The organism is Mycobacterium sp. E3251 (assembly GCF_001666835.1).
Taxonomy (GTDB): Bacteria; Actinomycetota; Actinomycetes; order Mycobacteriales; family Mycobacteriaceae; genus Mycobacterium.
Window position 1 is genome coordinate 1 of the sequence record NZ_LZJF01000107.1, and the last position, 24691, is coordinate 24691.

Annotated in this window: 22 protein-coding genes and 3 pseudogenes; 5 read left to right on the forward strand and 20 right to left on the reverse strand. The window is 69.0% G+C overall.

The annotated features are described in order from the left end of the window. Together A5697_RS13110 and A5697_RS27190 are read left to right on the forward strand one after the other, a co-directional pair. Window positions 1–163 (forward strand): annotated as a pseudogene (locus tag A5697_RS13110) (bifunctional tRNA (adenosine(37)-N6)-threonylcarbamoyltransferase complex dimerization subunit type 1 TsaB/ribosomal-protein-alanine acetyltransferase RimI); the annotation flags it as partial. Beyond that, window positions 160–273, forward strand: a pseudogene (locus A5697_RS27190) (ribosomal-protein-alanine N-acetyltransferase RimI); the annotation flags it as partial. The pseudogenes A5697_RS13110 and A5697_RS27190, both read left to right, overlap by 4 nt. Here A5697_RS27190 and tsaB read toward each other — a convergent pair. The 11 genes and pseudogenes from tsaB to glmS form a co-directional block, all read right to left on the reverse strand. Then, window positions 267–803 (reverse strand): annotated as a pseudogene (gene tsaB, locus A5697_RS13115) (tRNA (adenosine(37)-N6)-threonylcarbamoyltransferase complex dimerization subunit type 1 TsaB); the annotation flags it as partial. The pseudogenes A5697_RS27190 and tsaB overlap by 7 nt on opposite strands. Further along, complete coding sequence (gene tsaE / locus A5697_RS13120; protein WP_068010821.1) at window positions 800–1261, reverse strand: tRNA (adenosine(37)-N6)-threonylcarbamoyltransferase complex ATPase subunit type 1 TsaE; 462 nt, start codon at window positions 1259–1261, stop codon at window positions 800–802. The pseudogene tsaB and the gene tsaE, both read right to left, overlap by 4 nt. After that, complete coding sequence (locus A5697_RS13125) at window positions 1251–2306, reverse strand: alpha/beta fold hydrolase (RefSeq protein ID WP_197500989.1); 1056 nt, start codon at window positions 2304–2306, stop codon at window positions 1251–1253. Before A5697_RS13125 ends, tsaE begins: the two co-directional genes overlap by 11 nt. Window positions 2307–2355: 49 nt before the next feature. Then, window positions 2356–3522 carry an alanine racemase gene (gene alr / locus A5697_RS13130; RefSeq protein ID WP_197500990.1) on the reverse strand — a complete coding sequence of 389 codons (1167 nt, stop codon included), beginning with the start codon at window positions 3520–3522 and terminating at the stop codon, window positions 2356–2358. A gap of 84 nt (window positions 3523–3606) precedes the next feature. Then, entirely contained in the window at window positions 3607–4989 is a 1383-nt protein-coding gene (locus A5697_RS13135) for a glutamate decarboxylase (RefSeq protein WP_067944738.1), read from the reverse strand. A 23-nt stretch (window positions 4990–5012) separates the two neighbouring features. Further along, entirely contained in the window at window positions 5013–6434 is a 1422-nt protein-coding gene (locus A5697_RS13140; protein WP_068010922.1) for a bifunctional ADP-dependent NAD(P)H-hydrate dehydratase/NAD(P)H-hydrate epimerase, read from the reverse strand. Window positions 6435–6467: 33 nt separating this feature from the next. Next, window positions 6468–7145 carry a rhomboid-like protein gene (locus A5697_RS13145; protein ID WP_068010826.1) on the reverse strand — a complete coding sequence of 226 codons (678 nt, stop codon included), beginning with the start codon at window positions 7143–7145 and terminating at the stop codon, window positions 6468–6470. A gap of 74 nt (window positions 7146–7219) precedes the next feature. After that, complete coding sequence (locus tag A5697_RS13150) at window positions 7220–8068, reverse strand: DUF4436 domain-containing protein (RefSeq protein WP_068010828.1); 849 nt, start codon at window positions 8066–8068, stop codon at window positions 7220–7222. Then, entirely contained in the window at window positions 8065–8904 is an 840-nt protein-coding gene (locus A5697_RS13155) for a DUF4436 domain-containing protein (RefSeq protein ID WP_068010831.1), read from the reverse strand. Before A5697_RS13155 ends, A5697_RS13150 begins: the two co-directional genes overlap by 4 nt. A gap of 46 nt (window positions 8905–8950) precedes the next feature. Next, window positions 8951–9853, reverse strand: coding sequence for a DUF4436 domain-containing protein (locus A5697_RS13160; RefSeq protein WP_068010833.1), 903 nt, complete (start codon window positions 9851–9853; stop codon window positions 8951–8953). A gap of 90 nt (window positions 9854–9943) precedes the next feature. Then, window positions 9944–11809, reverse strand: coding sequence for a glutamine--fructose-6-phosphate transaminase (isomerizing) (glmS, locus tag A5697_RS13165; protein ID WP_068010835.1), 1866 nt, complete (start codon window positions 11807–11809; stop codon window positions 9944–9946). Window positions 11810–12418: 609 nt separating this feature from the next. Here glmS and A5697_RS13170 point away from each other — a divergent pair. From A5697_RS13170 to A5697_RS13180, 3 genes are all read left to right on the forward strand, one after another. Further along, complete coding sequence (locus tag A5697_RS13170; RefSeq protein WP_068010837.1) at window positions 12419–12634, forward strand: Rv1535 family protein; 216 nt, start codon at window positions 12419–12421, stop codon at window positions 12632–12634. 23 nt (window positions 12635–12657) lie between these two features. Beyond that, window positions 12658–13497, forward strand: coding sequence for a dienelactone hydrolase family protein (locus tag A5697_RS13175; protein ID WP_068010839.1), 840 nt, complete (start codon window positions 12658–12660; stop codon window positions 13495–13497). Window positions 13498–13640: 143 nt separating this feature from the next. Next, complete coding sequence (locus A5697_RS13180; protein WP_067950732.1) at window positions 13641–14684, forward strand: LLM class F420-dependent oxidoreductase; 1044 nt, start codon at window positions 13641–13643, stop codon at window positions 14682–14684. Between the two features lie 4 nt (window positions 14685–14688). Here A5697_RS13180 and A5697_RS13185 read toward each other — a convergent pair whose 3' ends face one another. The 9 genes from A5697_RS13185 to eccCa all read right to left on the reverse strand — a co-directional run bounded on the left by A5697_RS13185 (window position 14689) and on the right by eccCa (window position 24666). Further along, on the reverse strand, window positions 14689–16038 hold the full coding sequence (locus A5697_RS13185; protein ID WP_068010841.1) for a hypothetical protein: 1350 nt from the start codon (window positions 16036–16038) through the stop codon (window positions 14689–14691). 2 nt (window positions 16039–16040) lie between these two features. After that, window positions 16041–16373: a type VII secretion target gene (locus A5697_RS13190; RefSeq protein WP_068010843.1), complete on the reverse strand. Its 333-nt coding sequence runs from the start codon at window positions 16371–16373 to the stop codon at window positions 16041–16043. A gap of 43 nt (window positions 16374–16416) precedes the next feature. Further along, on the reverse strand, window positions 16417–17763 hold the full coding sequence (gene glmM, locus A5697_RS13195; RefSeq protein WP_068010845.1) for a phosphoglucosamine mutase: 1347 nt from the start codon (window positions 17761–17763) through the stop codon (window positions 16417–16419). Between the two features lie 149 nt (window positions 17764–17912). Then, the gene (gene rpsI, locus A5697_RS13200) at window positions 17913–18410 is read right to left on the reverse strand and encodes a 30S ribosomal protein S9 (RefSeq protein ID WP_068010848.1); all 498 of its coding nucleotides are present in this window, start codon (window positions 18408–18410) and stop codon (window positions 17913–17915) included. Next, window positions 18407–18850: a 50S ribosomal protein L13 gene (gene rplM / locus A5697_RS13205; protein ID WP_007172542.1), complete on the reverse strand. Its 444-nt coding sequence runs from the start codon at window positions 18848–18850 to the stop codon at window positions 18407–18409. Before rplM ends, rpsI begins: the two co-directional genes overlap by 4 nt. A gap of 221 nt (window positions 18851–19071) precedes the next feature. Continuing rightward, on the reverse strand, window positions 19072–19368 hold the full coding sequence (locus tag A5697_RS13210; RefSeq protein WP_068010851.1) for a WXG100 family type VII secretion target: 297 nt from the start codon (window positions 19366–19368) through the stop codon (window positions 19072–19074). Between the two features lie 15 nt (window positions 19369–19383). Beyond that, the gene (locus tag A5697_RS13215; protein ID WP_068010924.1) at window positions 19384–19701 is read right to left on the reverse strand and encodes a WXG100 family type VII secretion target; all 318 of its coding nucleotides are present in this window, start codon (window positions 19699–19701) and stop codon (window positions 19384–19386) included. A gap of 49 nt (window positions 19702–19750) precedes the next feature. Beyond that, window positions 19751–20983 carry a type VII secretion-associated protein gene (locus A5697_RS13220; protein WP_068010853.1) on the reverse strand — a complete coding sequence of 411 codons (1233 nt, stop codon included), beginning with the start codon at window positions 20981–20983 and terminating at the stop codon, window positions 19751–19753. Beyond that, on the reverse strand, window positions 20980–24666 hold the full coding sequence (gene eccCa / locus A5697_RS13225) for a type VII secretion protein EccCa (protein ID WP_068010855.1): 3687 nt from the start codon (window positions 24664–24666) through the stop codon (window positions 20980–20982). Before eccCa ends, A5697_RS13220 begins: the two co-directional genes overlap by 4 nt. Window positions 24667–24691: the final 25 nt, after the last annotated feature.

Sequence of the window (24691 nt, forward strand, 5' to 3'; positions counted from 1 at the left end):
GAAGGAGCACGCGGCGCTGTTCGACCTGCCCCACCGCGGGCCGATCTATCCCACACCGGCCGGGCTCGTCGCCGCGGTGCCCGATTGGTCGCAGCGCCCGCTGCCCTTGGTGGCGCTGTATCTGCGCCGCCCCGACGCCAAACCGATGGCGGCGCGCGGATGACCGCCCTGGGCGAGCCCGTGACGCTCGGCGCCCTGGTCCCCGCCGACGCGGCGCGCTGCGCCGAGCTCGAACGTCAGCTGTTCGACGGTGACGACCCCTGGCCCGCGGCGACGAGCCCGGCCGGTGTGGGATAGATCGGCCCGCGGTGGGGCAGGTCGAACAGCGCCGCGTGCTCCTTCGAGCCGGCCACCGCCCGCGCTGCGCCCGGGTCGACGTCGGCGGGGGCGTTGACCCCCGGGCCCTCCATCCGAAACCCGTCACGGTAACGGGCCCAATAGATTTCGCGCCGACGGGCGTCGGTGACCACCAACGTCTCACCGGTGGTGCGCACGCCGATGGCGTCCAGGCTGCACACCCCGCGCACCGGGATGCCCAGGGCATGCCCGTAGGCGGCCGCGGTCGCCATCCCGGCCCGCAGTCCGGTGAACGGGCCGGGGCCACAGCCCACCACGACGGCATCGAGGTCGGCCATCGTCAGCCCGGCGTCGGCGAGGGCGTCCAGCACGTTCGGGGTGAGCCGTTCGGCGTGCGCGCGGGCGTCGACGGTGACCCGCTCGGCCAGCACGGTCAGGTCGTCGCGGCGCACGATCCCGGCGGTGACCGCCGGTGTGGAGGTGTCGAGGGCAAGCAGAAGGCTCATGAACGCACCCACTGCCACGAAGCGATCCGCACGTCGGATCCGCTGAGGCGTTCCAGCCGAATGTCGAGGTGCCGCTCGGCGAGGCGTTCGACGAGGCCCTCGCCCCACTCCACGACCACGACCGCATCGTCGAGATCGGTCTCCAGGTCCAGCGAGTCGAGCTCGCCCATCAGGTCGGCGCGGTCCTGGTCCAAAAGCCGGTACATGTCGACGTGGATCATCGCCGGTGCGCCGGTCCGCCGCGGCGGGTGCACCCGCGCCAGCACGTACGACGGCGAGGTGACCGGACCGTCGACGTCCATCGCCGCGGCAATCCCCTTGGCCAGCACGGTCTTTCCCGCACCTAACGGACCGGTGAGCACCACCACGTCACCCGCGCGCAGCCCCTCGGCCAGCCGCGAGCCCAGTGCGATGGTGTCCTCGACGCGCTCCAGCGTGGCCGTGCCCTCACCCCCCACGGCGCGGCAGCCTTTCCCGCATCCACCGGGCCGCCTGCGCGGCACGGCCCGGGGTGGCCCGCTTGACCAGCCGAACCAGCCCGTCGTTGATCGCCTCCGGCTTGTCCAGCAGCGCAAGGTGACTGGCGCCCTCAACGATGACAAGCTCGGACTGCGGCAGGGAGGCCGCCATCTTGCGCGAGTATTCATCCGGGGTCAGCAGGTCGTGGTCACCGCAGGCGATCAGGGTGGGGATGCGCAGCAAGGTCCACAGGCCGGCGGTCTCGTCATGGTGTTCCAAGGCATCCAGGAACTCCACCATGGTGGGGATCGGGGTGCCGTTCATCATCCGCTGCGAGAAGGCGTCCAGGCTCCGGCTGACCTGCAAGTCGCTGAAGGAGGCCGCCCGCAGGACCGGGCCGATCAACGAGCGGGACACGTTGCGGCCGCGGTGCATCAGCTTCGGCGCGGACCGCGCGGTGAATCGGAACGCTTCCAGCGCAGGGTTTTTCAAGATCTCGCCCAGCGGCGACCTGGCAACGCCTTCCGCCGCGGAGGAAATCAGCGCGGCGCCGACGATTCGGCGCCCATACTGGCCGGGGAATTGGCGAGCGTGTGACAACACCGTCATGCCGCCCATGGAGTGCCCGACCAGCACGACCATCCCGCGCGGCGCGACGACCGCAAGCACACTCTCCAGGTCCTGGCCGAGCTGGGTCAGTGTGTAGGTTTCGGGCCCGGCCTCGCCGGATTGCCCGTGCCCGCGCTGGTCGTAGAAGACCATTCGGACGCCCGGGCCCACCTGTTCGGGCAGCCGGGTCCGCTGAAAATGGAAGGCGCCCATGCGTAGACAGAATCCGTGAACGAAGACCATGGTCAACGGGGCATCCGCCGGGCCGGCTTCCCGGATCGCCAACGACACGCCGTCGGGGGTGGTTACCACGGAGCGGCGATCGTCGTCGATCGTCTCGAAATCCTCGTCGGCATAGGGATCGTCGGTGCCGCGGCTGCGCTGGATCATAGAACGGCGGGCCGAGGCTCCAACGATGGTGGCGAGGGCAGTCACCCCCGCGCCTCCCGCAAGCCAAGCCCCCTTCTGGCGCCTGCGGGTTCTCTCAGGGCTCAATGGTTTGCGCCTCGCGATAGGTCCTGGTGATGCGCCCGCGCGGGCTGGTCACCACTTCGTAGTGGATGGTGCCGAGCAGGTCGGCCCAGTCCTGCGCGGTGGGTTCCCCGCTGCTGCCGGGCCCGAACAGGATCGCCTCGTCCCCTTCGGCCACGTCGGTCCGGCCGGGCCCCAGGTCGACGACGAACTGGTCCATGCAGATCCGCCCGACCCCTTGCCGCCGCTTGCCGTTGATCAGCACGTCCAATCGTCCTCCCAGCGATCGGAACACACCGTCGGCGTAGCCGATCGGCAGCAGGGCCAAATTCGTGTCCTGCTCCGCGGTCCAGGTGTGCCCATACGACACGCTCTCGCCCGCGCGAATCGACTTGACCAGCGCCACAGGGCATTTCACCGTCATGGCCGGCACCAACCCCATGTCCCCGAGTTCGGGCACCGGACTCAGGCCGTACACCGCGACGCCGGGCCGCACCAGGTCGAAGGCCAGATCGGGACGCGACATGGTGGCCGACGAGTTCGCCAGGTGCGCGACCTCGAACCGCACCCCCTGATCGCTCGCCTGTGTCAGCATGTCGCTAAAGCGTTGGGCCTGAAGGTCGTTGATGGGGTTGGCCGGTTGATCCGCGAACACCATGTGCGACATCAACCCGCGCAGGCGGACGGCTTCCTCGGCGACGGCCCGGCGCAGCGCGGTCAGCATCGAGGGATACCTGGCGGGGTGGACGCCGTTGCGGTTCAGCCCGGTGTCGACCTTGAGCGTGACCGTGGCGGTCCGGCCCGTCCGGTGCGCCGCATCCAGCAGCTCGTCCAGTTGACGCTCCGAAGAGACTGCGATCTCCACGTCGGCCAGCAGCGCGGGCCCGAAGTCGATGCCGGGCGGGTGCAGCCAGGCCAGCACCGGCGCGGTGATCCCGTCGGCGCGCAGGGCCAGCGCTTCTGCGACGGTGGCCACGCCCAGCTCGGCCGCCCCGCCGGCCAACGCCGCCCGCGCGGACGGGGTGGCTCCGTGGCCGTAGCCGTCGGCCTTGACGACGGCCATCACCTGCGCGCGGCCGGCGTGCTCACACAACAACCGCACGTTGTGCTCGATGGCGCGCAGGTCCACCGCGGCCTCCCCGAGGAGGCCCGGTGTCAGCGATATCGGCGTAACGGCCACAGCCGCCATTGTCCCAGAACCAGCCCGCCCACCGCCCCGCCTCGTCGCAATGGTCACAACTGCCACATTTGTGTGGCCGATGGCTCAGTGCGCGAAGTGCTGCGCGTCGTAGTGGCCGCCGGGCTTGATCTTGTCCAGCGAGGTCAGGGCGGAAACGGCGTCGTCGTGCAGCGCGCGGGCCAGGTCGGCCGAGAGCCCTTCGCGCACCACGATGCGCAGCACCGAGACATGGGTGGCGTTGTCGGGCATGGTGTACGCGGGCACCTGCCAGCCGTAGGTGCGCAGCTCGTGCGAGACGTCGAACTCCGTGTAGCCGCGGTCGCCGGCGAGCCGGAAGGCGACCACCGGAATTGCCGAACCGTCCGAGATGAGCTCGCAATGGTCACTGACCCGCAGCTGCTCGCCCAGCCACCGCGCCGTCCCGGACAGCGCCTGCATCACCTTGGTGTAGCCGTCGCGGCCCAGCCGCAGGAAGTTGTAGTACTGGCCGACCACCTGGTTGCCGGGGCGGGAGAAGTTCAGCGTGAAGGTCGGCATGTCGCCGCCGAGGTAGTTGACCCGGAACACCAGCTCGTCGGGCAGATACTCCTTGCTGCGCCACACCACGAAGCCGACACCCGGGTACGTCAGCCCGTACTTGTGGCCGCTGACGTTGATCGACACCACCCGGGGCAGCCGGAAGTCCCACTTCAGTTCGGGGTGCAGGAAGGGCACCACGAACCCGCCGCTCGCGGCGTCGACGTGCACCGGGACGTCCACCCCGCCGCCGGCCGCGAGCTTGTCCAGCGCGCCGCAGATGTCGGCGACCGGTTCCAGTTCACCGGTGTAGGTGGTGCCCAGGATCGCCACCACGCCGATGGTGTCCTCGTCGACGGCGTCGACGACCTGTTCCGGGGTGATGACGTAGCGGCCCTCCTCCATCGGCAGATAGCGGGGCTCGACGTCGAAGTAGCGACAGAACTTCTCCCACACCACCTGGACGTTGGAGCCCATCACCAGGTTGGGGGTGCGGCCCTTCCAGTCCTTGCCGACCTTCTGGCGCCACCGCCATTTCATGGCCAGCCCCCCCAGCATGACCGCCTCGCTGGAGCCGATCGTGGACACCCCGCACGCGCTGTAGGGGTCGGCGTCGTTCAGGTCCTCGGCGTGGAACAGGTCGGCCACCATGCACACGCAGCGCTGCTCGATGGCCGCGGTCGCCGGGTACTCGTCCTTGTCGATCATGTTCTTGTCGAACGTCTCTGCCATCAGCCGGCCGGCCTCCGGGTCCATCCACGTGGTGACGAACGTGGCCAGGTTCAGGCGCGAACTGCCGTCGAGCATCAGCTCGTCGTGGATGAAGCGGTAGGCGGCCTCGGGGTCCATCGATTCGTCGGGCAGCCGCAACGCGGGCACCGGGGCGGTGAACAGGCGGCCGGTGTAGGCCGGGGCGATGGCGTGGGCGGGCAGGGACGGGTGTTGGGGCACGGCGGAATCCTCTCGATAAGGCGCTATATGGCGGCCAGGGCGGCCCTGATGTGCGGCACGATGCGCGACGCCGACGTCGGCGCGTCACCGGGGCCCGGGTCGGCGGCCGACAGCGCCGCGGCCCGCGCGTGGACGAAAGCGGCCGCCGCGGCGGCCTCGACCGCCGGCAGTCCCGCGGCGAGCAGCGCGCCGATCATGCCGGACAGCACGTCGCCGGAACCGGCGGTGGCCGCCCAGGATTGCCCGGCCGGGTTGAGGTACACCGGGCCGCCCGGTTCGGCGATGACGGTGACGTTTCCCTTCAGCAGCACGGTGGCGCCGAAGGTGTCGGCCAGCTTCTGGCACGCGCCGACCCGGTCGTCCCCCGGTGGGCTGCCCGCCAGGCGAGCGAATTCCCCGGCGTGCGGGGTGAGCACCGTCGGCGCGTTCCGGTTGGCGACCAGCTCGGGGTGGGCGGCCAGGATCGTCAGCCCGTCGGCGTCCACGATCACCGGCAGGTCGGTTTCCAGCGCGAACCACAAGGCGGCGGCCCCGGTGTCGTCGGTGCCCAATCCCGGCCCGACGACCCAGGATTGGACCTTGCCGGCCGACGCGGGGGTGGGCGACGCGATCACCTCGGGCCAGTGCGCGAGCACCTCCCGGTGCGCGCTGCCGGCGTAGCGGACCATGCCGGACGTCGCCGCGACGGCGGCGCCGGTGCACAGCACGGCCGCGCCCGGATACGTCGACGAGCCGGCCATCACACCGGTCACGCCCTGGGTGTACTTGTCGTCGTGCGGCCCGGGCACCGGCCAGCGGGCGGCCACGTCGGCGGCCTCGAAACCCAGCAGGTCGGTGTCCGGCAGGTCGAGCCCGATGTCGATCAGCTTCACCCGGCCGCAGTCGGCGAGCGCGTGCACGGGTTTGAGCCCGCCGAAGGTGACCGTCAGGGCCGCCCGCACCGCGGGGCCGGTGATCGCCCCGGTGGCCACGTCGATGCCGCTGGGGATGTCGACGGCGACCACCGGGATGCCCGCGTCATTCACCGCGGCGAAAACGTCGGCCGCGGCCGGACGCAGCGGGCCGGATCCGGAAATGCCCACCACCCCGTCGATGACGAGATCGGTTGTCGGCGAGACACTTTCGACGATGCGCCCGCCTGCCTTGGTGAACGCCGCCAGCCCCTTGCGGTGCGTGCGTTCCGGGTTGAGCAGCACCGCGTCGGCGGCCGCGCCGCGCCGGCGCACGAAGGTGGCGGCCCACAGCGCGTCACCGCCGTTGTCGCCCGAGCCGACGACCGCGCACACCCGGCGCCCGGCCACCCCGCCGGTGCGGGCCCGCAATTCGGTGAGGATCTCGGCGGCCAGCCCGAAGGCCGCGCGCCGCATCAAGGCTCCGTCGGGCAGGCTGGCCAGCAGCGGCGCCTCGGCCTGGCGGATCGCGTCTACGGAGTAGTAGTGCCGCACCAGTGCCACATTACGGGTCAGCGGCCAGGCGGCTCAGGCCGATGGCTCGGGCGAGCGGCGGCGGCGCCCGATGGCCCGCAGGCGCGCCGGGCTCAGCTGCCGGGGGTCCTGGTGCCGTGTCATCGGGTAGAAGCAGAGCCCGACGAGGATCGAGGTGAAGTGCCCGATCGCGGTGAAGTTCAGCTCAATACGGTCCATCGCGATCAACGGGAAGCCGAAGATGATGAACAGGACGCCCAGGTAACCCCAGCGCCACGGGCGGGCGATGTGATAGGCCAGCACGGCCATCACCCCGACCAGGAAGTAGCTCACGCCGATGTCGCGGGCGTGCACCAGCCGCTCCGACGCGTCGTGTTGCTCGATCGCGAAATAGAGCAGCCCCTCGCTGAAGTAGGTGGACAGGATGTGGGCGCTCAATCCCACTGTGAGCCAGCGTAACTGGCCCAGCCAGTGTTCGGCGGGCGCCAGGAACAACGAGAACAGGATCAGGTACGGGGCCAGGTTGTCGCCGTCGATCCACAGCAGGCTGGAAAAGAGTACGTCGAGCGGGTCCCGCGCCAGCCCATGGATGTTGGTGGAATGGTGCATCAGCATCGAGTGCAGTTGCCGCTGGGGCAGCCAGTGCTGCACGAGCGTCGTGATCAGCAGGACGAGCAACCACCCGTACGTCAGCGGCGCCTGGCTGACGTAGTGCCAGACGGCGAGTCCCATGCTGCGCAGTCGGGACCGCACCGGTGCTTTCGTCACGTCATTACCTTCGCACGCCGACGGTGGGGTTGCTGCACCTAAGCGGCGTGCACGCCGGGCTGTTGGGCGTCGGGTCGCAAGTGCCGCCACCAGCAGGCGATGTAGAGCAGCATCGAGATCACCAGCACGACGAGCACCCAGAGCACGATCGTGATGTCGATCCAGCCACCGAACGGCGGCGAACCGGGAAGCGCGTTGCGCAACGGCACCACCGCGAAAAGCATTGCCGCGTACCAGGTCGTCATCGGCGGCTGAAACTTGCGCCGATCACGCAGCGTCTGGACCGCAACGAAGAGACCGAGCCCGGCAATGGCGATGAGCACACCGCAGATGACGATGCCGAACGCCGCCGCGCTCAGCGACCGCTGCAGAGTCACGCGGTACGGACCGAGCCCCCCGCCGTTACTGGCGGTGACCTGCCAGCCGGGAAGGTGGTTGACGAACGTGGCGGGCAAGCGCTCGGGAACGCCACCTTCGCCCCCGTGCAAGAGTTCGACCTCGATCGGCCCCGAATCGTAGTGATCGAAGGGCCACCGTTCGATTTCACCCGCGATAGTCACCGGGACCGGAAATACGCCGGGCAGCATGCCCTTCGTCCAGGTGCGACGGGTGGGCGTCGCCGCGGACCTGACCCAGAGGCTGAGGTCTTCGTTGAGGTGCTGGGTCTGCGGATCAAGCAGTGCCGATCCGGGTGAAATCGCGAGGTTGACAACAAGAACGCTGTAATTCGACTGAATGTCTTCGACCGAAAATGTCGCCGTACTGGTATTGCCCCCGACCGGGACTTCCGCCCGGTGATGCGCCGTCCGGCTTTGGGCGTACAGCGCAACCGACGCGACGTATGCCGCAAGGATGGACACGACGAGACCTACGACTGCGAACCTCATACGGAGTTCGCCGGCGCCGCAGTCACCTCGGGCCTCAGATGCCGCCACCAGCAGGCGATGTAGAGCAGCATGGACACCACCAAGACGACAAGCACCCACAGCACGAGGGTGACGTCGATCCAGCCGCCGAACGGCGGCGAGCCGGGAAGCGCATTGCGCAACGGCACCACCGCGAACAGCATCGCCGCGTACCACGTCGTCATCGGGGGCTGAAACTTCCGGCGGTTGCGCAGCGTCTGAACGGCGACGAAGAGGCCCAGTGCGGCGATGGCGATCAGCACGGCGCAGATCACGATGCCGAACGCCGCGGCGCTCAGCGAGCGGTGCACGCTGACGCGGTAGGGGCCGGACCCGTCGGTGGATACCTGCCAACCCGAAAGATGGTTGACGAAGGTCACCGGTAACCGCTCGGCGACGGTGTCGCTGCCGCCGCGCATGAGCTCGATCTCTATCGGCCCCGAACCGTAGCGGTCGAAGGGCCAATTCTCGATTTCCCCCGCGATCGTCAGCGGGACGGGGAAGACGCCGGGCAGCATGCCCTTGGTCCAGGTGCGGCGGGTCGGCGTCGCCACGGATCGCACGCGGAGGCCGAGGTCTTGGTTGAGATGCCCGGTTTGCGGATCGAGCAGACCCGATCCCGGCGAGATGGACAGGTTGGCCATCAGCACGCTGTAGTTCGACTGGATGTCCTCGACCACCAACGTCGCCGTGCTGCGGTCGCCCCCGGCCCCCGTCTGCGGGTGGTTATGGTGCCCCCCACTGTTGGCGTACAGCGCGACCGAGGCGACGTAGGCCCCGACGACGCCCACGATCAGTGCTATCACGCCAAACTTCATGACCACCCCCTACTCGATGACGAAATGCGTTGATGCGACCGGGGTGTCAGCCCGATGGCGCCGGGACCGGATCCGGCGGCGGGGCGGCGGCGACCTCGGGGACCTCAGGCCTGAGGTGGCGCCACCAGCAGGCGATGTAGAGCAGCATCGCTATCACCAGCGCGACGATCACCCAGAGCACGATGGTCACGTCGATCCAGGCCCCGAACGGCGGCGAGCCGGGAAGCGCGTTGCGCAGGGGTACCACGGCGAAGAGCATCGCCGCATACCACGTCGTCATCGGCGGCTGGAACTTCCGCCGGTCACGCATCGTCTGAATAGCCACGAACAGACCCAGGCCGGCGATGGCGATGAGCACGCCGCAAATCACGATCCCGAACACCGCGGTACTCAGCGCGCGGCGCACGCTCAGGCGGTACCCCTCGTGGCCGGCGAACTTGGCCGCGGAAACCTTGAATCCGGGCAAGTGGTCGACGAGTCGCACCGGAATGAGTTCCGGCGGTTTCGTCGTGTCGCCACCGTGGAACAACTGCACCTCGATCGGTCCCGAGGTGTAGCTGTCGAACGGCCAGCGTTCGACGTGACCCGCAATGGTCAGCGGGAGCGGAAAGACGCCGGGAAGCATGCCTTTCGTGTAGTCGCGCCGGCTGGGCTGGGCCGACGATCTGACGCGCACCATGAGGTCTTCATTGAGACGGTGGGTGACCGGATCCAACATCGCGGGCCCGGGTGCCACGGCGACGTTGACGACCACCGCGCTGAAGTTCGGCTGCATCTCCTCCGCGGTCAAAGTCGCCATAGTCTGGCTGGCCGTCTCCGCGTTGTCGCTCAGTGTGCCGGCCGCAACCGCTTCGACCGTGTTCTGGTAGAGCTCGACCAACGCGACGTAGGTCCCGACGATGAGCACGACGATGCCCACCGCGGCGAATCTTCTGGCCGCCGACCGCATGCTTCTCCTACCGCTATGGAAGGCTTGTTTCCCAAGGCAATCTAACGGAACCGCCGCGGGTCTGGCGGCGATACAGCCGAAGCGGCGGAACTATTCCACGGTGACGGACTTGGCGAGGTTTCGCGGTTTGTCAACGTCGTAACCTCGCGCCTGGGCGACCGACGCGGCGAACACCTGAAGCGGGATGGTGGACAGCAGCGGCTGCAAAAGGGTTGACACCGATGGGATTTCGATCAGGTGGTCGGCATAGGGCCGCACGGTGTCGTCGCCCTCTTCGGCGATCACGATGGTGACGGCGCCGCGGGCCTGGATCTCGCGGATGTTCGACAGCAGCTTGGAGTGCAGCGTGGCCTGCCCCTTGGGCGAGGGCATGACGACGATGACGGGCAGGTCGTCCTCGATCAGCGCGATGGGCCCGTGCTTGAGTTCACCGGCGGCGAATCCCTCGGCGTGCATGTACGCCAGTTCCTTGAGTTTCAGCGCGCCTTCCAGCGCCACCGGGTAGCCGACGTGGCGGCCCAGGAACAGCACGGTCGAGGACTGCGCGAACCGATACGCCAGGGCGGCCACCGGCTCGATCATCGCCAGCACCCGCGCGACCAGGTCCGGCATGGCTTCCAGCTCCTGGTACTCCCGCTCCACCTCGTCGGGGTACTTGGTGCCGCGGGCCTGCGCCAGCGCCAGACCCACCAGGTAGTTGGCGGTGATCTGCGCGAGGAACGTCTTCGTCGAGGCGACGCCGATCTCGGGGCCGGCGCGGGTGTAGAGCACCGCGTCGCATTCGCGGGGGATCTGCGAGCCGTTGGTGTTGCAGATGGCCAGCACCTTGGCCTTCTGCTCCTTGGCGTGCCGCACCGCTTCGAGGGTGTCGGCGGTTTCCCCAGATTGCGAGATGGCGACCACCAGCGTGCTGCGGTCCAGCACCGGATCCCGGTAGCGGAACTCGCTCGCGAGCTCCACCTCCACCGGCAGCCGGGTCCAGTGCTCGATCGCGTATTTCGCGAGCAGCCCGGAGTGATACGCGGTGCCGCAGGCCACCACGAACACCTTGTCGATCTCGCGGAGCTCCTGGTCGGAGAGCCGCTGCTCGTCGAGCACGATCCGGCCGTCGACGAAGTGCCCGAGCAGGGTGTCGGCCACCGCGGCGGGCTGCTCGGCGATCTCCTTGAGCATGAAGTACTCGTAGCCGCCCTTTTCCGCGGCGGCCAGGTCCCAGTCGATGTGGAATTCGCGGTACTCGACGTCGGCGTTGCCGTCGAAGTCGGTGATCCGGTAGCCGTCGGCGGTGATCACCACGGCCTGGTCCTGCCCGAGTTCGATGGCGTTGCGGGTGTGCGGGATGAACGCGGCCACATCGGAGCCGACGAACATCTCGCCGTCGCCGATCCCGATCACCAGCGGGGTGGAGCGGCGGGCCGCCACGATGGTGCCGGGCTCGTCGGCGTTGGTGAACACCAGCGTGAAGTGGCCCTCCAGCCGCCGCAGCACCGCCAGCACCGAGGCGGCGAAGTCACCCGCGGTGTCGCCGTGCCGGTAGGCCTGCGCCACCAGATGCACCGCGACCTCGGTGTCGGTGTCGCTGGTGAATTCCACGCCCAGGGCCTCCAGCTCGTGGCGCAGGCTCGGGTAGTTCTCGATGATGCCGTTGTGGACGACCGCGATCTTGCCGGCGGCGTCGCGGTGCGGGTGCGCGTTGCGGTCGGTGGGGCGCCCGTGGGTGGCCCAGCGGGTGTGGCCGAGGCCGGTCGTGCCGCCGAGTGACTCCGGCGGCATCTGGGCGACCGCGTCCTCCAGGTTGGCCAGCCGTCCGGCGCGGCGGCACACGGTGAGCGTCCCGGCGCCGTTGACCAGTGCGATCCCCGACGAGTCGTAGCCCCGGTACTCCATCCGGCGCAGCGCATCCATGACGACCTTGCAGGCAGGCTGCTGCCCGACGTAGCCGACGATTCCGCACATTCACACCAGGGTAGTGCAGCCGTCGGCCCACCACGGCATGCCGACGCTCACAATAGGGCGCCCACCTGCGGAAAAGGCCCACGTTGACGGCCGAAGAGCCGGGCGCCGCCGGCTGCGCCCCCCTTTCGCCCGCGACGGCGGTCGCCGCCAGGGTGGACGTCGTGGACCAATCCGCCCGGATTTCCACCGCAAGGAACGCCGACCGTCCTCTTCATGCCGTCTTCATAAACGGTAGAAGCTTTTTCACCTGATGTATTTGCGGCGTTTTCATCTGGGCCATCGATCTAGCAATACAGCTACCTAAAATTCTGCATATCGGCCACGACTGGCAACCGTCGAAGCCAGCAGAAAGGACAGTCTGTTGACGCCCGCTTGATCCCTCTAGCTGGTGAATCGCTTGATTTGCCGGTGCTCATGCGCGCAGCGCGACCAAATCAGTTCACCAAAAACCGTTTATGACTGACATCAAAGCCGATAGTCCAGCTACCGGTATTCGCGTTTGAAAATCTGCCGTTAATTCGGCGGGGCACAGACAAGTAAACCGCCGGATAGATAAACGTTCACAAGTGTTAATCCTAAATTTTTGTAGCCTTCTTCAAGGGGAGAATCATGACTGCGGTTCTGTTCGACGATGTGGTGACTACTTCGACCGCGGCCGGCTTGACGCTGGCGCCGGCACCGAAACCGGCAGCCAAGCGGCGCCGCCGCGAGCCGATCGGCGGTGGCGACCCCATGGTGGACGCGGCCGCCCGGTTGCTGAGCATCCCGCTGCGCCAGGTGTATGCGGTGCTCTGGCGGGTCGGCGTGATCGAGGTCAGGGCCTGAGCGCGATGCGCTAACGTCGACGCGTGGCCCGCACCCGCAAGCTCGTCGCAGCCCTCAGCCGCCGTGGCCCGCATCGCGTTTTGCGCGGTGACCTGGCATTTGCCGGGTTGCCGGGGGTGGTGTACACCCCGGAGGAGGGGCTGAATCTGCCCGGGATCGCATTCGGTCACGACTGGCTCACCAAGGCCGCCAACTATGCGGGTCTGCTCGAACATCTCGCGTCCTGGGGCATCGTGGCCGGCGCTCCCGACACCGAGCGCGGGCTGGCCCCCTCCGTCCTGAACTTCGCCTCCGACCTCGGCACCGCGCTGGACATCGTGTCCGGTGTGCGGCTGGGGCCGGGCAAGATCAGCGTGCATCCCGCCAAACTCGGCGTGGCCGGACACGGTTTCGGCGGCTCGGCCGCGGTGTTCGCCGCCGCCGGCATGCCCAACAAGCTGGCCGCGGCGGCGGCGCTGTTTCCCGCCGTCACCAGCCCCCCGGCCGAGGCCCCGGCGACGACGCTGAAGCTGCCCGGGTTGATCTTGACCGCGCCGGGGGATCCGCAGTCGCTGACGTCCAATGCCCTGTCGCTGTCCCGGGCGTGGGACGCGGCCACGCTGCGCATCGTCAGCAAGGCACAGCCCGGCGGACTCGTGGAGGGCCGGCGGTTGACCAAGGTGTTCGGACTGGCCAGCCCGCACCGGCGCACGCAGCGCACGGTCCGCGCGCTGCTCACCGGCTATTTGCTCTATACGTTGGGCGGCGACAAGACCTACCGCGACTTCGCCGATCCCGTCGCCCACCTGCCCAAGACGGATCCGCTCGATCCCGAGGCGGCGCCGGTTGCCCTGGAAGAGAAGATCGTCGCGCTGTTGAAGTGATGCGGTAACTGGGTAGTCCGGCCCGGTCTCCTTCTCCGGCAACGACATCCTGCGCCCTGCTGACGACGGCCGACGGGTACCTCGGCGGGCTGAAGTTCCCGAGCCCTCGCAGCCGCCGGTAGCTGCCGTGGTATCTGTCGTGGATGCGTATCGGGATCGCTCTGGATTATTCGGGCGGCTTTCACCAGGCCGTGGACCGCGTCGTCGAACTCGAGAAGGCCGGCATCGACATCGCCGTGGTGGCCGAGGCGTACGCCTTCGACGCGGTGAGCCAACTCGGGTACCTGGCCGCCAAGACGAACACCGTCGAGTTGGCCTCGGGAGTGTTTCCCATCTACATCCGCACGCCCTCGCTGCTGGCGATGACGGCCGCGGGGCTGGACTTCGTGTCCGACGGGCGCTTCCGGCTGGGGATCGGTACGTCCGGGCCGCAGGTGATCGAGGGCTTCCACGGCGTCGAGTTCGACGCGCCGCTGGGCCGCACCCGCGAGATCGTGGAGATCTGCCGGAAGGTGTGGCGCCGGGAACGGTTGCAGTACAACGGCAAGCACTACCAGATCCCGCTGCCGCCGGACCGCGGAACGGGCCTGGGCAAGGCCCTGCAGCTCATCAATCACCCTGTGCGCGAACGTATTCCGATCACGATCGCCGCGCTGGGCCCGAAGAATGTCGAGCTCACCGCCGAGATCGCCGAAGGCTGGCAGCCCGTCTTCTACCTGCCGGACAAGGCCGCGTCGGTGTGGGGCGAGGCGCTGGCGGCCGGTGCGGCCAAGCGGGATCCGGCGCTCGGGCCGCTGGACGTCATGGTGCACGCGTCGGTTGCCATCGGCGACGACGTCGACGACCGCCTGGCGTGGGTCAAGCCGCAGCTGGGCCTGTACCTCGGCGGGATGGGCGCCAAGGGCCGCAATTTCTATCACGCCCTGGCGACGCGCTACGGGTTCGGCGAGGTCGCCGACCGCATCCAGGAGCTGTACCTGTCCGGCCGCAAGAAGGAGGCCATCGACGCGGTGCCCGACGAACTGGTGCGGGGCATGTCGCTGGTCGGCCCGCGCGGGTACGTCGCCGAACGCCTGGCCGCCTTCGCCGAGGCCGGGGTGACGACGCTGTTGCTCAGCCCGCTGGCCACCGACCGGGCCGAATCCGTGCGTTTCGTCGAGGACGTGCTGCAGCTGCGCCCGGCCTGAGCCGTCACTGCCCCGCCTGCGGCAGCTGGTCGGCCGCGATCTCGCAGGGCGTCTTCCCATCGGTGGCCGGAGGTGCCGGCTCGCCCGCCGCTGGAGCGGCCGCCGGTGCGGGCGGGTCGACCGGCGCGGCAGCCGGGGGTGGCGGTTCCGCGGGCGCCGGTGCGCCCGCCGTCGCCGGCGCGTCGACCGGTTGAGCCGCGTCGGGCGTGGCTTCCTCGCTGTCGTCGACGTCTTCCGTTTTCGCGGGCTCGTCGTCCTTCTCGTCGGCGTCGTCCTCATCGTCGGCCTCAAAGGGGTTCTCGCCGAACGCATCTCCGTCACCGAAGGGATCGGCGGAGCCAGACTCGTCGCCGGCCGCACCGAGGACACCGCCGACCGCGTCGACGATCCTGCTGGCCAACCCGAGGAGACCGGCACCACCGCCACCGAGCCCACCGCCCAGATCGCCCGCCGGCATGCCGGCGCCATCCCCCAGCGCGGTGCCCCAGTCCGGCTGCGGCGCAGCCGGAATCGGAGCCGGCGCGAGCGTGGCCGCGGTCGGAGCCGGTTCCGCCGGTGGGCCCGGAACCGGATCCACCGACGGAACCGGGGCCGCGGCCGCGGGTGTGACGGCGACCGGCGGTTCGCTGGGCGGGGACGGGCGCAACGGCTGGTAGCCGGGTCCGAGATCACCGGGGGCTTCGAAGCGCACGGTCGGCACGGCGGACATCCTGTCGGTGACCATGTCGTAGGAGGTCGCCACACCATCGCGCGTCGAGCGCATCGTGGTCAGCCAATCGTCGCGAATCTCGTTGTCCACGTACGGCATTACCTGTGTGCGCACGACCTCTTCGGCGGCCTGCCGATCCCCCACCCCAGCCGTGACCGCCGCGGCGGCGGCCAACCACGCCGGCCGCTGCGCCTGTGTGCGGTCGTCGACGGCCATGGCGGTCGCCACCTTCGTGTCGACCAGGTACCACAGGTTGTCGCGCAGGGATTCGCACCGTTGGGCCGCCGCGCGCAGTTCGGTGGCCACCGCGCTGGCGGTGTCGCAGTGGCGCTCCAGACACCGCACCGCGGCGTCCCCGCCCGGCCCGGTCCACGCCGCCGCCAGCTCGGCCGCCTGCGTGCGCTGTATCCGCAGTGCTTCCATGACCGCCTCACCCGCCGCCCGCAGTTCCGCGCAGTCGCGGTCGAGGGCGCGCAGGTCCAGGCCGTCCTCGGTGCCGTACCACTCGCGTACCTGAGAAGGGTGTGCCGTCAGTTCGGGATGGTGGTAACCCAGGGCATGGCAGGCCTGCACGTAACTCTGGGTGTGCTCGACGGCGGGCAGGCCCTCGGTGAGGCGCTCCGCGACGTCCAACCGGTCGGCCACGATCAGGCGATCCGTGCTGCGGCATACAGTTCGGCGTCGGCATAGCGGTCGGCACTCGCCCGCAGGGCGGCGGCGATCTCGACCGATGCGCGTGACCACTGCGCCACTTCGGCGGTCAGCCGCTCCAGCTCGGCCCGCAGCGCCTCGCCGCGCGCGGTGTGCGCCCGCCCCGCGCTGGGGCCGCCGAAAGCCAACCGCCCCAGCTGATCACTGAGGGCGCGGTCGATGATGTCGGCGGCGGCGCGGAATTGGCCGGCGATGCGGTGCGTCGCCGCTACGTCGATCTCGGTGCGGGCCACGACGGTGGCCGGTCGTACTCCCCTGTCGAATCTCATGCCTAATCCGACGCCGGGCGACGCGGCGGGGTTCCAACCGCGTTCAGCGCGCGGAGCTGACCGCCTCGGCCACCCGATTCGCGACCCGCTGCGCGACGTCCGCCTCGGGCGCTTCCACCATGACCCGGATCACGGGCTCGGTTCCGGAGGGGCGCAACAGGATTCGGCCGGTGTCGCCGAGTTCGGCCTCGGCGTCGCCGACCGCGGTGCGCACCGCGGGCGCCGCGGCGGCGACGTCCTTATCGGCGACGCGCACGTTGATCAGCACCTGCGGCAGCGTCTTCATCGGCGCCGCGAGCGCGGTCAGTGACGAGTCGGTCTGCACCATCCGGTTCATCAAGCGCAGCCCGGTGACGATGCCGTCTCCGGTGGAGCCCAGCGCGGGCATCACGATGTGGCCGGACTGCTCGCCGCCGAGGCTGTAGTCGCCGGCCCGCAGTTCCTCGAGGACGTAGCGGTCGCCGACGCCGGTGGTGCGCACGGTGATCCCGGCGGAGCGCATGGCCAGGTGCAGCCCGAGGTTGCTCATCACGGTGGCCACCAACGTGTCGGAGGACAGCTCGCCGGCGTCCCGCATCGCCAGCGCGAGGACGACCATGATGGCGTCGCCGTCGACGAGGTCGCCGTTGGCGTCGATGGCCAGGCAGCGGTCGGCGTCCCCGTCGTGGGCCAGGCCGAGGTCGGCCCGGTGCGCGATGACCGCGGCGCGCAGCGAATCCAGGTGGGTGGAGCCGCAGTTGTCGTTGATGTTCAGGCCGTTGGGGTCGGCGTTGATCGCGATCACCCGGGCGCCGGCCGCGCGGTAGGCGCGCGGCGCCACCGACGACGCCGCGCCGTGCGCGCAGTCGACCACCACGGTCAGGCCGTCGAGCCGCAGCGTGCTGGCCTTGCTCAGGTGGCGCAGGTAGCGGTCGGCGGCGTCCTCGGCGTCGATGACGCGGCCGATGCCGGCGCCGACGGGGCGCAGCCCGGGTTCGGCAGGGATATCAGCGACCAGCGCCTCAATTTGATCTTCGGTGTCGTCGTCGAGCTTGCGCCCGCCCGGGCCGAAGATCTTGATGCCGTTGTCGGGCATCGGGTTGTGCGACGCCGAGATCATCACCCCGAAGTCGGCGTCATACGCGCCGGTCAGGTAGGCCACCGCGGGGGTGGGGAGCACGCCGACCCGCAACGCGTCGACGCCCTGGCTGGTCAGCCCGGCTATCACCGCGGCCTCCAGCATCTCGCCGCTGGCCCGGGGGTCGCGCCCGATCACGGCGACGCGCCGGCCCGGTCCGCCCGACCTCGCCAGGTGCCGGGCGGCGGCGGCGCCCAGCGCCAGCGCCAGCTCGGCGGTCAACTCCCGATTGGCGACCCCGCGGACACCATCGGTGCCGAATAGTCGGCCCATGCGGACAAACCTCTCACAATCGACGGTTCAGCACCTAACGTGCCCGTTCTTTTCTGACCGAAACGGGGCGCGTTTGCGCGCAGACACGCCGAAGAACGCGCGTGACTTCCCCGTTTGAGGCCCCGTCGCGGCCAGAAAGTGATGGTTGATCAGCGCTTGCTGTACTGAGGCGCCTTGCGGGCCTTCTTCAGGCCGTACTTCTTGCGCTCGGTGGCGCGCGGGTCACGGGTGAGGAAGCCGGCCTTCTTCAGCGCGGGCCGGTCCTCCGGCTGCGCCACGATCAGCGCCCGGGCGATGCCCAGCCGCAGCGCGCCGGCCTGGCCCGAGGGCCCGCCGCCGTGCAGGAGGGCGAAGATGTCGAAGTTCTCCACCCGGTCGACCGTGACCAGCGGGGCCTTGATGAGCTGCTGGTGCACCTTGTTGGGGAAGTAGTCCTCCAGGCTGCGGCCGTTGAGGTCGAACTTGCCGGTGCCGGGCACCAGGCGCACCCGCACCACGGCCTCCTTGCGGCGGCCGACGGTCTGGATGGGCCGGTCGAAGACGAAGGACTCGGCGGCCGCGGGGGCGGGCGCCTCGGCCGGGACGTCCGGGGTTTCCGGGGTGGCCGTGGTTTCTGAATCCTCCAGGGCCTCGGTTGTTTCGGTCACTGGGCCACCTGCTTGATCTCGTACGGAACCGGCTTCTGAGCGGCGTGCGGGTGCTCCGGGCCAGCGTAGACGTGGAGTTTGCGCTGGATCTGACGGCTGAGCTTGTTCTTGGGCAGCATCCCGACGATCGCCTTCTCGACGACGCGGTCGGGGTGCTTTTCCATCAGCTCGCCGGTCGTGCGCGAGTGCAGGCCGCCGGGATACCCCGAGTGGCGGTAAGCCAGCTTGCTCTGCAGTTTGTCGCCGGAAAGGGCGACCTTGTCGGCGTTGATGACGATGACGAAGTCACCGCCATCGACATTGGGGGCGAACGTCGGCTTGTGCTTGCCGCGCAACAGGGTGGCTGCCGCGACGGCAAGGCGGCCAAGCACCACGTCCGTGGCGTCGATGACGTACCACGACCGCGTGGTGTCACCCGCCTTTGGCGCGTAGGTGGGCACAGCGCTTACCTTTTCTTTCTCGAGGTGGATCCCGGGTCGAGCCGGGTGCCGGTCAGGCGTTCGCGGTTGGGGTGAGTCTCGGCGACCGACATTGACCCGAGGCCCCGGCGTACCGCACGCCAACCGAGCAGCTTACCGACGGGTGTCCCCGCAGGTCAAAACGACTGTGTGGTCCCGACGGCTCTCCCCCGCCGGGACCACACAGACGACTATGGGCGCGGCTACCCTCCCCAGACGTGCGCCGCCCGCCGATCGGCGTCCGCCACCTGGTCCGCGCCGTCGCGCACCGCGTTTCCCAGATCGACCAATATCTCGTTGAGGGCGGTCGCCGCCTGGTGCCACTTCTGCTGCTCAACCTGGTAGGCGGCCGCCGCCTCGCGGGTCCAGAGCTGCTGCAACGGGGCGATCTGCGATCTCAGTTCTTCCAGCGCCGCATTGAAACGGGCCGACGTGGTGTGGATTTCCTGGCGAACCGAATACTCGATTTCGCCGAAGTCATAGGAGAGCGAAGATTCCACGGATGATCCTCTCGATCACAGTTGTCCGCCGGCGGCGGCAATGTGGCCTGCGTGGTCGTTTCCGGCCTCCTGCAGGCTGGCCGCGTTGTGCCGAATGGTCTCGCCTATCGCGTGCAGGACGTGATAGAGCCGCAACGACTCGGCGTTCCAGCGATCCACCACATCTTTGAAGCGCCCGGCCGCGACCCCACCCCATACCGATGGCGGCACTCCGGTCATGCGGCCGATGAACGCTTGCAGCATGGCCCGGATTTCGTCGTTGCGGGCGTCCGTCATGCCCGCGACCGACCGCATCAGGTCGAAGTCTGTGTTCAGTGTGTTCGGTGCAGCCATATTGAGTTCGACCCCGGCGACGCGCATTTGGTTCCACTCGATTCGCACTTCATCCGATGGCGTGGGCGGACCGCACCGCCTGCTCGCAGACCATGCGGACGGTCTCTTCCATCGCGGGCCGGCTCTGGCATCCGAGGCTGATCCGGACCGGCCCGTCCAGCAGCACCGTCCACCACACGTGATGGCCGGCGCGGATCTCGCGGTAGGTCACCGCCGTCCTGCCGGCGCTGGTCCCCGAGGGATTGAAGTCGACAAACACACCCGCGGGCTCGGCGTCGATCGCGCGTTTCAACCGCTCGGCGGTGCCACTCAAGGTCTCGCCCGCGACCGGTGACTGAGTAACGTGGAGCGCCACTTGCGGATCGGATGGGGAAGTCAGCTGCACCCGGGCCGAACCCGCCCCGGAGACCACCCGTTGAGCGGGCCAATCCGCGGGCACCGTAAGGGCGACCCGGCCTTCCACCAGGAATGTTGTCGGCACGGCTGCTACCGGCGGCGGGGTCACGGTGCTGTGCCGGCTCACGGTGACGACCGCCGGGGCCGCCGCGGCAAGCACCATGGTGGCCGCGCCGAGACCGCTCAGTGCCCGCGCGCTCGGTCGGACACGAGCGCCGGGTCGGAGTGGCTCAGTCGGCTCGTCGGATTCGGACGCCACGGATCGGGCCAACCCGGCCAGCCGGGCATCGTCGATTAACACCACCGCCTTTCCGTTGCCGCGCGCCGCATCAGCGATCGACGCCGCAAGGGGCGCCGCGCCGGCGACGGTCCCCGGCGTGTCGACGAGGACGGTGGCCGCGGGCATGCCCGCGAGGACGGCCGCCACCTCGTCGGCGACAGGACGCGGTTGCGGCCGACGCGGTATGGCGACGGCTTCTGCGCCACCGATCACCACCATCCGTTCGGTGATCTCCACGACCACCGTCGATTCCGTATCGGCACCGGCAGCCCGCCTCAGCAACCACGACCGGGGCCGCGCCAGCACCCCACCGAAGACGGTGGCCGCCGCGGCGCTCACCACCCCGACGCGCGACGACGACCACCCGGACGGATACACCACGACGATGCCCTCACCGCACGCACAGGCCACCGATCGCAGCGCATCCCTCCATAGCGAAGCGACGGCGACCGGGCGCTCGCCCACCAACGTGACCTGATCGTCTATCGCGCCGAGCGCCGCCCCGATGATCTCGTACCTCTCGTCCTCAGTGACCGCGCTTGCCCCGCAACACAACCGGCGGACCGTGCCGGGACCTACTTCGATGACGCTGCGATGTGCGTTCACGGCTGACTCCATGCCACCTGGACGAGCTGTTCGTCGCCCGCGCTGGTGTGCAGGACACCACGGCCGGGCGGCAATCGCGCGGGGCGAGCGGACCCGAACGGCGCGTGCTCACCGGGGGATCCGCTCATCATCAGCGTCGTGCAGCCGTGGTCACGTACGGCCGCCAGCAGGGGCTCGAATAACGCGCGCTCCGCCCCGCCGCTGCGTCGTGCCATGACCAGATGCAACCCTAGATCCCTTGCAAAAGGCAGGTATTCGACAATCGGCGCCAGCGGATTGCCTGCTGCGCCGGCGACCAGATCGTAATCGTCGACGACGAGGTAGATGTCGGGCCCAGACCACCAGGACCCGGTTCGCAATTGGGCCTGGCTCGCGTCGGCCGGGGGCATTCGGCGCCGCAACAGGTCGAGCAGGTCTGGCAGCATTCCGGTCACCGTGCCCGGCGACATCGCGTATCCCCCGAGATGATCGGATTCGACCACACTGAGCAGTGAGCGCCGAAAATCGACGATCACGAGGTGGGCCTGCGCGTGGGTCTTGGTCCGGACCAACTCGCGGCACAGCGTCCGGAGTGTCGCGGTCTTACCGCAGCCCTTGTCGCCGAGCACGAGAAGATGAGCGTGCCGGTCGAATTCACACAGCACCGGCTGCAGCCGATGCTCATCGATGCCCAGGACGATGGGGCCTCCCGCCCGGGCTACGACGGCCTCGCGCGATATCATCCTGGGCAGCAGGAGTATTGGGGGCGCACGAAATTCAGTGCGAGCGATCTCGGCCAGGGGCAAGGCGATGATCATGTGCGACCCGTCGCTGGAAAGACCGCGACCCGGTGCGCCCCGGGGCACGTGTTGGGCCGCTTTTCGGTCCACCTCGGAATCGGCCGGATCACCCAACCTCAGCTCGATGCGGGTGCCGATCTGGTCCCGCAATGCGGGCCTGATCTCGGCCCACCGCGACGCCGACAACACCACGTGCACGCCGAACGAAAGTCCTTGCATCGCAATGGCGGTGATCGATGCCTCCAGTGTGCCGAATTCCTCACGTAGGGTCGCCCAGCCGTCGACCAGAAGGAAGACGTCCCCGAAAGTATCGGTGTCGGGCAGCTTGTGCTGCGCCCGCAGCTGCCGGTATTCCGCCATCGACCCGATCCCGTGCTCATTGAAGATGGCCTCCCGTGAACGGATGACCGACTCGCACTCGGCCACGATCCGCGCGACGAGTCGCTGTTCGGCCCGGCCGGCGACCGCACCGACATGCTGGATTGTCCGCGTCGACCTCAGCGCCCCGCCGCCGAAGTCCAGGCAGTAGAACTGCACCTGCCGCGGGTCGTGTGTGGCCGCCAAAGCCGTGATCAGCGTGCACAGAGCCGTCGACTTGCCCGACTGCGGCGCGCCCACGACCGCCACATTGCCTGCGGCTCCGCGCAAATCGACCATCAGCGGTGTTCGGGACTGCTCGAAGGGCCTGTCGACGATGCCGAGCGGAACGGTCAGGGCTGCCGACTCGAGAGAAGCGTCGCGAAGCACGGTGCGCAACGCCGGCGCCGGGCCAAGCGGCGGCAGCCAGACTTGGTGTGCTGGCGGTCCGTGGCCGGACAACCGGTCCAGGACCGCGTGCAGCACCGTGCGCTCGGCCGACCCACCGGTCTCGACCGCATGAATGATCGCGCCGACCCTCTGTGTCCCGAACGCGCGCACGGACGGCGCGGACGCGGGCGTCGCGACCGGCGTACCGCCCGGCGGCGGTCCCGAGACGTACGCGGCATGGAATCGGGTCAGCTCCCCGTCGCTCGTGCGCAGGTAACCCACCCCAGGAGTATTCGGCAGTTGATGGGCATCGAGAGTTCCCAGCACCGCCCGTGATTCACCGGCTGACAGTGTCTTCAAACAGAGCCGATAGGACAGGTGGGCGTCCAGCCCGCGCAGCCGCCCCTCATCGAGTCGTTGGCTAGCCAGCAGCAGATGCATGCCCAACGACCGGCCCAGCCGTCCGATCGCCACGAACAGGTCGGCGAAATCCGGATGTTGGCTCAGCAACTCGGAAAACTCGTCGACAATGATGAACAAGGTGGGCAGGGCCGTCGATGCGGCGCCCTCCCCGCGCGCACGTTCGTACTCCGCGGCGCTGACTCGGCCCGACGCGCGCAACAGTCTTTGCCGACGATTCATTTCACCGGCCAAGGCATCACGCATCCGGGCCACCAGCGGCGCATCGTCGTCAAGATTCGTGATGACCGCGGCCACGTGTGGCGCCCGCGCGTAATCGAGAAACGTTGCCCCGCCCTTGAAGTCGACGAGCAGCAGATTGAGCACATCGGGAGGGTTTCGCGCGATCATCCCCAGCGCGATCGTGCGCAATAGCTCGGACTTGCCCGATCCCGTGGCGCCGATGCACAGCCCGTGTGGACCCATGCCGTTTTCGGCGGCCTCTTTGATATCCAGCTCCAACCGGGTGCCGTCAGCCCGGGATCCGATCGGGACGCAGAGTCGATCGCGGTGGTCTTGGCTGTGCCACAAAGCGATCGGATCGAAACGGCCCACCTCGTCGATGCCGACCAGGCTCGTCCAAGCCACGCCGTTGTCACCGCGAAGGCCGTTGCCAGCCCGGTACATCGCCAACCGGCGGGCACATACCAGCGCATCCAGGGGGCCCAACCGGTCGGGGTCCGTCAGCGTCTGAGATTCACCTAGCGGGCTAATGGTCACCGGTGCGCCATCGCGGCCGCCGCCGATTTCGACGACGGTCGCACCCGCGAACTCGTCGACGCTGCCGTTCAGGTCGGTGATCACCACCGCGTGCGCCGACCGCGCGCCGGTGAGCGCGCTTCGCGCATCCCGCACATTCCGATACACCATCCGCACAGCGCCCAACCCATCGGCCGCGGTCGGGTGTTGGTTGTGCGGCAGCCATTTCAGCCACTCCCAGTGCCGAAGGTTCCGGTCGCTGATTGCGGCGACGATCAGCAACTGATCGGGAGGGTGCAAGACGGCAAGCTGGCAGATCATCGCCCGCAGCGTCTCCCGCGCCGCCGTCACATCTCCGTCGATCGTCACACGCGGGAGTCCACGCAAGGCGATCGCGACCGGCCCGACGATCGCGGAATGCGTCCGCAGGAAGCGTTGCAGGGCGGTGGTGGTGACCGGGTCGGCAGGCTCGCTGGTCGGCGGGGCTACCAGCCGGGTGGCCAGAGGAAGGGGCCCGGTACCGACTCGGACCAGGCAGAAGTCGGGGTCGGTCCCTCGCCGCTCCCACATTCGGGGGCCGCCGATCAGTGTCCACAGCGTGTCGGGGTCGGGCCGATTCCATGTCAGTGAGGAGCGCTGTGCGGCAGCGGTTTCGGCGATGGTTGAGCGCAGCTGACTGAGGTACCCGAGGTAGCGGAGGCGTTCGGCTTCGATGCCGCCGCCCTGGCGCCGCCCGCGCCCGGCCAGAGCTGTCACCACCGACGAGGCCAGCATCATCATCGGGAACGCCAGGACCATGGGGGTGCGGCTCCCGCCCAGCCCTGACCCGAATGCCGCCGCCACAACACTCATTCCGGCCACGGCCAGCACTACTGGCAACAGGCGCAGCAGGCCCGGCGCTGACGCAGACGGCGGGCCGGGCGGCGGATCGACAACGAGGTCCGCTGTCGCTACTTCCGGTGGCCGGCGCCGCGCCACGGGCACGAAAGCTTGGGTCATCTTGCCCCCTCCCCTTGCGCGACCG